This is a genomic window from Sulfitobacter sp. NFXS29, assembly GCF_040148765.1.
GTDB lineage: Bacteria > Pseudomonadota > Alphaproteobacteria > Rhodobacterales > Rhodobacteraceae > Sulfitobacter.
This window is the reverse complement of the sequence record NZ_JAGDED010000001.1, coordinates 53,553-66,958: the sequence shown is the minus strand read 5'-3', so window position 1 is coordinate 66,958 and position 13,406 is coordinate 53,553. Positions and strand designations below refer to the sequence as shown.

General features: G+C 61.4%; 5 protein-coding genes, 1 tRNA gene and 1 pseudogene. 5 read left to right on the top strand and 2 right to left on the bottom strand.

The window, feature by feature from the left end; all coding sequences use genetic code 11:
* The first annotated feature begins 375 nt into the window (after nt 1-375).
* From J3456_RS00350 to J3456_RS19395, 5 genes and pseudogenes are all read left to right on the top strand, one after another.
* On the top strand, nt 376-888 hold the full coding sequence (locus J3456_RS00350; RefSeq protein ID WP_349578417.1) for a hypothetical protein: 513 nt from the start codon (nt 376-378) through the stop codon (nt 886-888).
* Nucleotides 889-946: 58 nt separating this feature from the next.
* Nucleotides 947-3,580, top strand: a complete 2,634-nt coding sequence (locus J3456_RS00345) for a beta strand repeat-containing protein (protein WP_349578416.1) — start codon at nt 947-949, stop codon at nt 3,578-3,580.
* Between the two features lie 118 nt (nt 3,581-3,698).
* Nucleotides 3,699-9,440, top strand: coding sequence for a hypothetical protein (locus J3456_RS00340; RefSeq protein WP_349578415.1), 5,742 nt, complete (start codon nt 3,699-3,701; stop codon nt 9,438-9,440).
* A 225-nt stretch (nt 9,441-9,665) separates the two neighbouring features.
* Nucleotides 9,666-10,388 carry a hypothetical protein gene (locus J3456_RS00335; RefSeq protein WP_349578414.1) on the top strand — a complete coding sequence of 241 codons (723 nt, stop codon included), beginning with the start codon at nt 9,666-9,668 and terminating at the stop codon, nt 10,386-10,388.
* 799 nt (nt 10,389-11,187) lie between these two features.
* A pseudogene (locus J3456_RS19395) lies at nt 11,188-11,718 on the top strand (2-hydroxychromene-2-carboxylate isomerase); the annotation flags it as partial.
* 149 nt (nt 11,719-11,867) lie between these two features.
* Here the strand turns inward: J3456_RS19395 and J3456_RS00325 are convergent.
* Nucleotides 11,868-11,944 (bottom strand) — tRNA-Arg (locus J3456_RS00325).
* Nucleotides 11,945-12,020: 76 nt separating this feature from the next.
* Nucleotides 12,021-13,406, bottom strand: a complete 1,386-nt coding sequence (locus J3456_RS00320; protein WP_259946224.1) for a sensor histidine kinase — start codon at nt 13,404-13,406, stop codon at nt 12,021-12,023.

Here is a 13,406-nt window from a genome sequence, read left to right as displayed (position 1 = left end):
CCTCACCCGTAGCGCGCCCAACTTCCCCTCTGGCTTGTAAACCATAATCGCCCGCCCCGCGCGGGCGTTTTTGCGTTTATCCTATGGCGTTTTGCACCGAATCAAAGATTCGGAAACCGCATTTTTCCCTGCAAAATTAACCATCTGCCCGCCCCGTTCCCAGCGCCATTCCCGCGCCGAATGATAGGCCGCGGCACGACCCGATAGGGGCGCCTATCCTTTCGACTAACCGTCTGACCAGAGGCTCAGCGGGTTAACCCTTCGCTCAGATGATATCGGTATTCGATTCCCCGAAGATGAGAACAGGACAACGCAATGAGCGTGTCCGTTCATTGCAACTGCCGGCTCTTCACCGGCCAACAAGGGAACTACTAGATGCGTATCCATATCTCCCATTTATCCAAGACACTCATTGCGAGTACGGCCCTGTCCCTCGCGGGTTTCGCGGCTGCCGCCGACGCGCTGACGAGCGAATTCTCCTTCCGCGTGGTGGAAACCAATGCCGAGGGCGAAGAAGTCCTCGTTGAGCGTGAAACGATCCGCCCGGGCGAGGTGATCTCCTATGAGCTGCGTCACCAGAACATGACCGAAGGCGCGATGGAGGGGCTCGTCATCGCCGCCCCGGTTCCCGATGGCGTCTCTCTCGCACTTGGGGCCGAAGTGACCTCTGTCGCCGCGGTCTTTGAAGTTCAGGCCGAGATGGACCCAGAACAGGAAGGGCTGGAATGGTCGACCGTTCCTGCCACCCGCAAGGTCGTCGATGCCGATGGCAACATGACCGAAGAGCCCCTCCCCGAAGAAGCCGTGGCCGCCGTGCGCTGGACCCTCTCGGAACCGCTCGAAGCAGGCGCCTCCGCCTTCAACAGCTACCGCGTGCGCCTGAACTAAATCCGGCGCCTCTCTCTCCACTCTCTCTCCAACTACTATAGAACTAGGGAATATTAACGTGAAAAACCATACAACCTTCCTGCGCTCCGTGAGCGCCGTTGCTTTGACCGCCGTGATCGGCACTGTCGCTTTCGCGGCACCCGAAGCGGGTTCGGTCATCGGCAACCAAGCCGTTGCGACCTATACCAACGCGGCGGGCGACACGATCACGGTAACCTCCAACACCGTTGAGACGATCGTTCAGCAAGTTGCCGGCGTGACATTGACCTCCGACAACTCCGAGACGATCGCCCCCGGCGGCAAGGCCTTCCTGCCGCACATCATCACCAACGATGGTAACGGCCCGGATGCCTTCGCTCTTACCGCGGTGGAAACCGACACCGGCACGCTTGATACGTCGCAACTGGTCTTCTACCCCGACGCCAATATGGACGGCGTGGCAGATAGCGCCACACCGCTGACCGAGACTCCGACCCTTGCCCCGGGTGAGCAGTTCGGCATCGTGATCGAAGCCTCCGTCGCTTCCACCGCGAACGGCTCTGACACGATCACCGTGACAGCGGCATCTACCCTCGACGGCACGGTGCTGAGCACCAACACGGACACGCTGACGATCTCCAACGGCGCGATTGTCGAATTGGTCAAATCGATGACGGCGGACCCCTCGGGCGGCGCCAATCCCAACATCATCGACGCGGGCGACGAAGTGACCATCACGCTGACCTACTCCAGCACCGGACTCGCTGCCGCCAACAACTACTCTGTGCAGGACGTGCTCGATGGCCGCCTGACCTACGTTCCCGGCTCGGCCCGCTGGTCTGACTCTGCTACACCGCTGGACGATGACAACGGCTCCACCGTCGTGGACACCACAAACGGCTCCGGCGAGACGATCGCTTGGGACTATGATGACGGCCAAAACGTCAACTTCCTGATCTCCTCTGTCGGCTCTGGCCGCTCGGGCGAGGTGACCTTCCGTGCCGTGATCGCGGATACCGCCAATGCGGGCGTCATCACCAACGTGGCGACCCAAGACGTTGACGGCACGGCCTTCCCGCCGTCGAACACCGCCTCTGTCACCGTGGATAACCAATATGCGGTGGCGATTGCCGATACGGCGATCAACTCCAACGGCACTGCCAATGCGGCAATTGCCTCGGGCACCGATGATGACGCCGCGAACAACGATGTCGTCACGGAAACCGGCGATGTCTACCAAGGCGGCGTGATCCGTCAGGAATTCGTGCTGACCAACCTTTCCAACAGCCCGGACAGCCTGCAGCTCGACGTGGCCAATGTGGACTTCCCGAACGGGACCACCTTCCGCTTTGTCGGTGCTGATGGTGTCACACCGGTGGTAAGCTCTGTTGGTCCGCTGGCCATCGGCGATAGCGCCAAGGTGACGTTGATCGCCACATTGCCAACAGACGTCACACCAACCGCGACCACCAACTACACCGCGACAATTACCACCACGTCGGACAACTCGGGCGTCACTGACGTATCGACCGCCGAATTCTCGGGCGCGGTGCTGGCAGCTTCGGTTGACCTTGAAAACGCTGTAGTCGGTTCCGAAGGTGATGGCGCGGCCCCGACAAACGGTGGCAACCCGTGGGTCACCCAGTCGACAGACCCCGGCGCACGGGTCGTCTTTGACATGCTGGTCGAAAACAACGGCCCGACCTCGGACAGTTTCAACCTGTCGCTGGATCAGGCCCTGCCCGCAGGCTGGACGGTTGAGTTCCAACTGCCAGACGGGTCGATTGTGTCGAACACAGGCACCATCCCGGCTGGTGATTCGCAGGCCATCCGTGCGGTGATCACCCCGGCCGATGACGCCCTGCCCGGCGATACCTTGGTCGACATCGCGGTCGTATCTTCCGTCTCGGGACAGGGTGACCGTATCGTCAACCAAGTCACGGTCAACGAAATCTACGACGTGAAGATCATCGACAACCAAAGCGCGCAGGCTTCGCCGGGTGGTATCGTGGACATCCTTCACACCATCTCGAACGAAGGGAACGTGGCCATCACCGAGGCGTCGATTACAGAATCCGGTCTGACCAACTTCTCTGGCGCGATCTTCTGGGATCAGGACGGCAATGGCGTGATCGATCCATCCGAGCCGGTGATCGACAACTTCAATGACCTGACCGACGGCGTTTCGCCGGGTGTCAACGGACTTGCTCCGGGCGACAGCATCTCGCTGATCTACCGTGTGCAGACGCCATCGACAGCCACCCAAGGTGTCTCCGAAGTCGGCACGATCTCGATCAACAACACGTTGAACGGCACCGGGACCGATATCGACCAGACCAACAACGCCGTCGAAGACCGCGTGGTCATCATCTCGGGCGATGTCACACTGAGCAAGTATCAGTATATCGACGCGGGCTGCGATGGCACCGTGGGCACCTTCACCAAGACCCGTCTTGATGTCGAGCCCGGCCAGTGCATCCGTTACATGGTCGAAGCCGAGAACACAGGCGCCTCTGCGGCGGACAACGTGATCATCTCGGACGCCGCACCGGCCTATACCGCGGTCACGAACTGTGGCGGTGCCTGCCCAGAGAGCCTGTTCCCAGGCACCAGCACGGCCACCGTTACCTCGACCAACGTATCGAGCACACATGGCACGATCCTTCCCGGCGGCTTTGCCCGGGTAGAGTTCACCGTGCGGGTCGACAACTAATCGACCTCCCCGGCGCCCCCGGCTGAGCGTTGCTCGCCCGGGGGCGCCCCCTTCTACCCCCGTTTCCGTCTCCCCAATTATTTCACGCCCTTTCCAGGGATCGCACAGGAGCAAGCTGATGCGCAGTTTCCTTATGTCTAAAGCCCGCCCGGCTCTGGCCCTGATCAGCGCCTCCGCGATGAGCCTAAGCCTTCTGCCTCACACCGTCGCCGCCGCCCCGGCCCCCGCCGGGTCTTTCATTCGCAACGTGGCAGAAGTCAGCTATTTCAATACCTCCCTCGGCATCATGGAACGTGTCTTCTCAAACCCGGTTCGGGCCGAAGTCGCCGCAGTTCCCGGGCTGGAAGTGACCGGCTACTCCGACCTTCTGCTAACCCGCGGTGCCTTTGGCCGCTACCATTTCGACGTGATCAACACCGGCAACGTACCGCTTTCCACATCGCTCAGCATTGGCGAACAGGGCAGCGCCGGGATGATGTCCCGCCAATCGCTTTTCCCTGACCTGAACGGCAATGGCCTGATCGATGTCGAAGATCGGGCGGTCGACATGTCTGCGCCCATCATGCTCGCGGCGGGAGAGCGGCTGCAACTGATCTATGAGTTCCGTATCTCTGCAGAGACACCTATAAGCACCCAGTTCGCCAGCATGTTGACGGCCTCTGCCGTGACCGAAGATGGCCAAAGCCTGAGCGAAGAAGCGGTGGGGGTCTCGCGCGTCGAAGAAGGCGGGCTCGAAGTCTCCAAAGAGCAGGTCGTCTCGGAAAACGACGATGGCGCGCTCATCACCTACACCCTCCGGCTGCGCAACGACTCTGAGCGGGACGCCTTTGGCTATCCGCAGATCGACGGCCAGCCCATCGTGATCGACGGCACACCCCGGACCGGTGTTTTGCTGCGCGACGAGATCCCGCTGAATACCGTGTTCAACACGGTGCAGAATTCGGGGACCATGACCGCCCTCGTCCATATGCGCGGCGCCCCCGCGCACCAATATGTCAGCGTGGTCCCCGCGGGGCTTTCCCACGATGTGGATGCAGTGGCATTCTTTCATGAGGGCGACTACGCCATCGGCCATGCCACCGATCCCAGCTTTTCGGTGCGCGTGCCTGCCGCATTGGGCAAGGTCGAAGTGCACAACACCGCCTCCGCCTTTTACAACAACCAAGAGAGCACGCTGCTGCTGGTCTCCAACACCGTGGTCTACGACCGCGAGTCGGAGACAGCTGGCACATTGGTGTTCGAGCACCCCGAAACCGGCGCAGATCAGCCCTATGGCACACCGGGCAGCGACACCCGTCTGCGCCTCATCTCGGGCACCTGTAATGTCAGCACCGAGGTGGACAGCACAGCGGTGACGATCCGCAGCATGCTGACCGGCGACGTGGAAACGATCATCGCGATTGAGACCGGCGCGAATACCGGCATCTTCCTCACCCCTGCCCTGCCGTTGGCGCAGATGTCGCCCGCCGTTGCCGGGGATCAGGTCATGGCCACAGACTTTGGCGACAGCTTCATCGCCACGGCGACCTGTGACAGTGAGGTGCTTGAAGACGATCTGATGATCAACCCCGGCAACTTCCTGTTCAACTCCGTCTCCAACGCCCCGGTGGCCGACGTGTCTGTCGCCCTCGTCGATGCGCGTACGGGCAATGAAATGGCCCGCACGCAGACCGACCAGCGTGGGTTCTTCACCTTCTCTGAAATGCCCGAAGGCGACTATCGCTATGCCGTGATGGATGCGCCCGCTTGGGTCTTCCCCTCCGCCCGGCTGGACTATGCCGGGATGGGTCGCAAGGTGATGGATGCAGGTTGGGGCAAGGCCTTCAACCACGCAGGCGGCGCGCTTTTTGTCTCCGATATCCCGGTGGATCCGAATTACGGCACGCCGCTGGCCTTGGACAAAGCTGCGGACCTCGACAGCGTGGGCCATGGTGAATTCGTCACCTATACGCTCAGCTTCACCAACAACATGCACCAGGCCCTGATCGGTGGCGAAATACTCGACCGCCCGGCCTATGGTGTGAACTTCGTGCCCGGCACGGTCACCCTTAACGGTGAGCCGCTGGACGATCCGCAAGAGATCGGCAACGGCGATCTGCGCTTTGACGTGGGCATGCTTGAGCCGCTGACAAGCCATGAGCTGTCCTATGTGATGCAATTCTCTGCCGCAGCACGCGAAGGCCGGATTGAGAACACCGCGATCCTGTCGGGTCGCCAAGCAGGCACCGGGGCGCTGCAACAGTCGCAGACAGCCCGCGCCATGGTACGGCTCGACAATTCGGGCGGCGTCTTTGCCCGGCAGGGCACCGTTCTCGGCGCTGTGTTCATGGATTGCAACGGCAACGGTCTGCGCGATCGCGCCGAGGATGAGCCGGGCATTCCCGGCGTGCGCATCGTGACCCAAGAAGGGCTCTTCGTGGTGACCGATATCAATGGCGCCTATTCGCTCAACGGGATGCGCCCGGTGACCCACGCTTTCCTCGTGCAGCCAGAAACCCTTCCCGCTGGGAGTGCGGTGCAAGTGACCCGCACCAACGATCTGCGCCGCGGTGGATCGCGCGTGGTACCGCTGAAAAAGGGCGAACTTAGAACCGAGAACTTTGCCGTGGCCCAATGCACCCCCGAAGCGCTCAAGGAAGTCAGCAAACGTCGTGACCATTTCGCCGGAAAACATCAGACCCCGGGCGTGAATGCGACCGATTTGCCGATCGACGGCCAGCGCAGCAGCACCCGGTCGGCGCGCGGCGAGGCTGGCATCGCCACCACCACCCAGCTGACCCCCGGCATGGTCGCCGCACAGAACGAAGAGGCCGGGGTCGACGCCTCCTCTGTGGCTCAGGCCGCCCGCGCCTCGGCGCAGCGCCAAACGCTCGACAGCATGATCCCGAACCTTGATAGCGCCCCCGGCTTTGTCGACTTTGCTGAAGACACCGCCGTCACCCGCGCCACCCAGAACATCCGGATCAAGGGCAAGGCTGACTTGACGCTGACGCTTTTGGTGAATGGCCGCGAGCTTGGCGGCGACCGGGTAGGAGAGCGCACCAGTCTGGAAAAGAACAACGTGCAGGCGCTGGAATATGTGGCGGTGAAACTGGCCTCCGGCGAGAACGTGCTGACGCTGGTGGGCCGTGACGGCTTTGGCATCGAACGGGTCCGCAAGGAACTGCGCCTTACCGCGCCCGGCAAACCCGCTCGGATCGAGATCCTCTTGCCGGAAACCGCCGCGGCCAATCCCGCTTCTGTGGTGCCGGTGGTGGTGCGCGTGCTCGACGCCCGGGGCCGCCCGGTGCCTGCGTCCGGCACGGTGACCCTTTCGGCCCGCCGGTCGCTTTGGGATGTGACCGACATCCGCAGCAGCGCGCCCGGCGTACAGGCCTATCTCGACAATGGTGAGGCGTCCTTTAACCTGATCCCACCGCAGGCCTCCGGCCCCGATCTGATCACCGTACGGTCGTCTTTTGGCGAGGCTGAAGCGCGGCTGACCTTCACCCCGGATCTGAACGAACGTGTTCTTATCGGTGTGATCGAAGGCACGGTATCGCTGAGCGGGGACGCGGGCAACGTCATCGAAGAAGATCGCATCAGCGCTTTCGAAGACACGACAACAGGCATCCGCGGTGAGCTTTACCTCAAAGGGGTGATCCGTGGCGACGCCCTGCTGACCCTGCGCTACAGCTCGGACCGTGACACCGAAGACAGCCTGTTCCGCGATATCCGAGGAGAGGAATACTACCCTGTCTATGGCGACAATTCCGAACGCGGTGCCGATGCGCAATCCTCATCCAACCTTTTCGTGAAGGTGGAGAAGGGCCGCTCTTACGTGCTCTACGGCGATATCGCCATCGAGCCTGAAGCCAGCGCGCTGAAACTGGGTGGCCTGCAACGTGTCGCAACCGGCGCCAAAGGTCACTGGGAGAACGACCGCGTATCGGTCACCGTCTTTGCGGCCCGCACCGCGCAGGAGCAGCAGGAACAAGAAATTCGCGGGCGCGGTGTTTCTGGCCCCTATGACCTTGACCTGACCGGCTATGTGCAGGGGTCCGAGCGTGTGGAAATCCTTGTTCGGGACGAAGATGGCGGCGATATCCTGTCGGCCACGCCCCTACTGCGCGGCACCGACTACTTGCTCGACTTCTTCCGCAACACGATCACCTTCGACACGCCGGTGCGCCAGTTCGACCTTGACGGCAACCCCGTGTCGATCCGCGTGACCTATGAGGTCGAAGCCGAGGGCGCCGAGGCCTATTGGCTCTACGGGGGCGAGGTGAACTATGCCCTGTCCGAGCGGACCTCCATCGGCGCCCGTGCGGTGCATGCCGACGCCCCCCTTGGCAACACGGCCCGCCAGCGGATGCACTCTGCCTATATCCAGCACGAAGATCGCCAAGGCGGCCTGTGGGAGGCCGAAGTCGCGCGCTCAGAAAACGCCATGGGCGAGAACGACACCGCCGCGCGCCTGTCCTATGAGCTGAAGACCGAGACCCGCCATTTCGCTTTCGAGGCGATCCACACCGGGCGCGATTTCTACGCTCAGGGCGGGCTGGCCCGCCCGGGCACCAGCCAAGTCCGTCTGGGCTATGGCGAAGAGATCGATCAGCGCAGCGACATCGCCTTTGGCGCCGAATACACCCGTGACCGGGTCAACGACAGCGCTCGGCTGACCGTGGATGCGATCTATTCGCGGCATCTGAGCAAGACCCTGCGCGGCGAGATTGGCCTTGAATACAGCCGCGACCGCACCGCCAGCGGAAGCGAAAGCGACACGGCCCTGATCCTCGGTGCGCATTGGACCCCGGCGGCCCGCCCCGGCACCGTGATCGAAGCCCAGCTGCGCGCGCCGCTTGGTGGCGATGCCCCCACTGAACTGACCCTCGGCCTCTATGACGAGCCCAAGAACGGCTGGCGCGTCTATAATGAAATCGAGCTTCAATTCGGCAGTGACGCGTTGGTCACCCGCGCCGCCTATGGTTTCACCTACACGCTGAACGAATGGGTCACTGGCCGGACCGAGATGACCAAAGCCGGCGGCACAAGTGACACCACTATGGTGCAGGGTCTGTCGGTCGATTGGGACATCAACGAAAGCACCAATCTGCGCGCCGACCTTGAGCATTCGCGCAACCTTGAGACCGATGACGGTGAACTGACATCATTTGCAATCGGCACAAGCTGGCAATCGGCGGATGGCGATTGGGTCGGCGATGCCGAACTGGAGACCACATGGGAAGAATCCGGCAAAACCCACTACGCCAGCATCGGCATCGCGGGCAATGTCACCCCTGACCTGACCGTTCTGGCGCGCAGCCGTGCCGCGCTTGACCGGCGCGATAGCGAAGACTCCCGCCGTATGCGCACCCGCATCGGGGCGGCCTATCGCCCCAAGGACAACGCCCGCCTCGATGTTCTGGCGTGGTACGAACACCGTCTGGAAGAGAAACACGCCAGCACGGAAACGCACCTATGGTCGATCGATGCGAATTACGAGATCGACGCCGACCTGCGGATCAACGGCAAATATGCCGGCCAGTACCAAAAGATCGGCACCCATGCCGGCGCGGCGGCCAATACCACCACGCAACTGGTCCAGGGCGGGCTGAACTACGAATTCGGGGATGACCGTTTTCAACTCGGCCTCAACGCCACGCATCTGTGGGACAGCGAGGGCAACTCTTCCAATGGGATCGGCGCCGAATTCGGCTTCACCCCACGCGAAGGTGTCCTGCTGGCACTGGGCTACAACAAGGCCCGTGGCCGGGTGGCAGGGCAAAGCGGCCTCTATGACGAAGGGTTCTATTTCCGGTTCAACCTACTGTTGGACAACTCACTCTGGACCCAGTTCGACCAGTTCCTCGGAAGCTGACCGGGAGACTCAGCCCCGAGGAAGAGCCACGTTCCAAGCGCATCTGGAACGTGGCTCATTCCTCTTTCAGAGCGCTGCTGCGCTCCAAAGTTGAGCTGGCCTATTCTGAGTGCCGGACCGACTATCCTTTCGAGACGCTAACTAGCTGTCCGCATTAATGAAATATCGATTTTATGGGCGCATGATCAGGGCCAACGCAACATCCAACCCAGATGGGAAACCCAGATGAAAAAGCTCGCTGCCAGCACTGCCTTTTGCCTGATCGCCGCCACCCTTTCCGGTGCGGCAAATGCAAATGATTTCGCCCGTTTCGACAGCAGAAAGATCGCCGTCACCGGCTTGAATTTCGCTCTGTCGCCCTCCGTTTCGGAGGACCGCATTTACCTGAACCGCAGCATGATCAAGACGACCGCCAAACGCGCACCTCGCAAGCTTGCCATTCCCACGCGCGGGGGGCCATCCGCCGCTGTGCGCCATGTCATCGCGTCGGCTGAGGCCGGGGGCAAAGGCTATGACGCAGTGCAACACGGGGCACGGGTCAAGCCGCCGAAACGCCCCACAAGCATGACCATCGGCGAAATCTACCGCTGGATCGCGGCCACCCCCGGCCAGCCCCATGCCATCGGGCGCTACCAGTTCATCCCCAACACATTGAAAACGCTCGTCGCCGAAGCGGGGCTGAGCAAAAGTGACGTCTTTACCCCACAGGTCCAAGACCTATTGGCCGATCTTTTGCTCGAAGATGCGGGCTTTACCCCCTTTATGAAGGGCGAGATCAGCCGCCATCGCTTTATGGAGAACCTCGCCCGCATCTGGGCCGGGCTGCCCACGTCAACGGGCCGGTCCTATTATCACGGCCATGCGGGCAACCGGGCCGTCATCACGTGGAATGAGTTCGACAGCCATATGAAAAGCATTTTTGAAAATATGGCACGCGGCACCTCCTAACCACGCGCCCCCTCTCTCTTCTCTCTCCGTCTCCCTCCAGGCCAAAGCGTGCGCATTTTCGCCGCTTTGGCCACTTTTTTGGCTGCGGCGCTGCATCTCCGCGCAGGATTTCCGGCCCAACGTCGCGCAGGATCACAATCTTTTCCAAGCGTACGGAGAATTTGCCATTTGGATAAACACGCGGCTCTATCGAAAGACATTGCTCCCCCGGCCAGCACCGCATTGAAACGCGCCGTGACATGACGTGGCTCATGGATATCAATGCCATAGCCTGTGCGGTGCAGGACAATTGCAGCGTTAGCCTGCCTGCGTGATCACATCGCTGCTGCCCCAGCCGGCCGTCGCTACGATGGCCGTCCTGCGCCAGAAGGTCTGATGCCGAAACAACAGTTGAACCGATAAGGCCATCCGCTGGCATGCGCCGGCGCTTTTCATTGCGGCCTCGGCCAAAGACCGCCGCCTCCGGCAGGAGGGCGGAACCCAGCGCGCATAGGCGTCGTTAACCCTTTGAACATGCCCTAGGAGGAATGGCTCATGTGGACGTACGAATTTCTAATTCTAATTGTGGCCGCGGTGGCCTTGGCACTCGTGGCCAAGCAACGCCCCCAGCCCCGGCAGGCCCGCGCGATTGCGCCCCGCCCTCGGGCAAACTCCACACCCAATCGTCGGTATTGAGCGGCTTTCGCTGATTAAGGTGCTCTGCTTTTAGCGCTTTCGCGGTTCCACCCTCACCTTTCGGCCCCCGTCCTTGCCTGCACATCGGTTTCCGTCATGATGCGCGCAACAGAGGGAGCCGACGTTGGACACGATTGAATATTTCTATTCCGCCCATTCCGCTTACGCCTATCTTGGGCATCGCAAACTGCTGGAGATTTGCGCCGCCCGTGGTGCGGAGCTCATCCACCGTCCCTTTGATCTCTATCCGGTGAACGCAGCTGGTCGGGTGTCCCATTTTCGTGGCTTTACCTCCCATTATATCGACTATTTCTTTGGCAGAGAGATTACCCGTTGGGCGCAGTATCGCGGGCTGGACATCCTCAACCACCGCCCCACGCATCACGACAATGCGCTCAACCTTTCAAACGGTTACCTGATCGCCGCCGCGCGGGCTGGCCGCGATGTTGATGCGCTTTCTTTTGCAATTCTTCAGGCCCATTGGCGCGATGATATCGACCTCGCAAATCCCGAGCATCTGCGCCGCGCGACCGCCGCGATTGACCCCGACAGCGACGCTCTGATCACGCAGGCGATGGATGCAGACGTTCAGGCCATCCACGCTAAAAACACCGAAGAGGCCATTTCCCGCGGCATCTTCGGCTCACCCAGCTATTTCCTGAATGGAGACATGTATTATGGCCAAGACCATCTGGAATTGATGGATCACGCCTTTGACCAGCCCTACCGCGACACGGGCTTTTACAACCCGCCGAAAGACGGGCGAGGCGCCCAAAAAGCGCTGCGTTCTTCAATTTTGGGTAGTGGCGGACCGAGGAGGATTCGAACCCCCGACCCCCTGATTCGTAGTCAGGTACTCTATCCAGCTGAGCTATCGGTCCACTGAGCGGGGGTTTAGTCTTAGCCCCGGGGAGTTGCAAGCCCTCGTTTTGAGGAAATGCAATTTTCTGCAAAAATCTATAGGGTGCCGTCCCCTTTGGGCAGCGTTATGTCAAAAACTGTCCCTTCCGGCCCACTGCTGCGCAGGGCCAAGGTGCCGCCGTGGCCGCGCACCAGTTCGGATGCGATCACCAGACCCAAGCCCGACCCACCTTTGCGTGCACCGCCCTGAAACGCGGTAAAAAGGTGCTCTCGCGCTTTCGGTGGCAGGCCGGGGCCGGTATCGCTGACGGTGATGCACCACGCATCGCTCATATCCTCGGCCCGCAGATGGACTTCGCCCGGTTTGCCGGTGGCGGTAATCGCCTGCCGGGCGTTCCGCATCAGATTGGCCAGCACACGGTACATTTGTTCGGGGTCCGCACGCACGGTCAGATTCGCGGGGATGTCGGCGGCAAAGCTGATGTCGCTTTCGGGGTCGGCAAGGCGTTCGCCGTCGATGACCTCTTCCACAAGATCTTCGAGCAGCATCAGGGTCAGCGTCGGTCCCGGCTCTTCGGCCTTGCCGAAAGCCAGTGTCGATTCGCATAGGTGCACCGCACGGGTGATGGAACTGACAAGCTTGGGCGCCATGCGTTTGACCGTTGGGTCTTCGGACATCTCGATCCGGTCGGTGAACAGCTGCGCCGAGGTGAGGATATTGCGCAGATCATGGCTGATCTTGCTGACCGCGCTGCCCAATTGGGCCAGACGCTCTTTCTGTTTCAGCGCCTGTGTCAGGTCGGTCTGGAGCTTCTGCAGCGCCACCTCAGCCTCGCGCAATTCGGTGACACTGGCGGAGGGCTCAATGATCCGCCGGGCGTCTTCGGGCGCGGCGGCGTAGCGCTGCATATGCCCTGCCACCCGCTTGATCGGCTTGAGCAGCAATGCCCGCATGGCAAAGAACAAAAGCACCGCCGTAATGACAGAGATCACCGCCGAGAGGATGAGGATGCGAATTCCGTAGTCGAGCATGGCCACACGCATGGGCGCGGTCTCCATCGTGACCTCGATCAACAGCCCCGCCTCGCGCACCGGGGCGCCGATCACGCGGACCACCTCATTGCCGGGCCGGAACAATCGCAGCATGGCATCGCGGATTAACACCGTCGCCGAGGCATCGCGCAAATCATAGGTTTGCGACACCATCCGCGGCATTGGAGAGGCCAGCACCAGTTGCCGCGCTTCGTCCCTGCGGAGCACCACGTTGAAGACCTCGGCGTTGCGCAGCAGCTCCGCCTCCAACTCCGGGTCGAGCATATCATCGGCCAAAAGCGCCAATGACGCGATCTGCGCCCGCTCGAGCCGGGTCAGCATATATTCCTCGCGGAACCGCGCGATGGAGGGGACGAAAATCAGCACTTCGGCCAGCATCACAAAGATGGTGGTGAGGATCAGCAAACGGCCAGAGAGCGAGTGAATCAT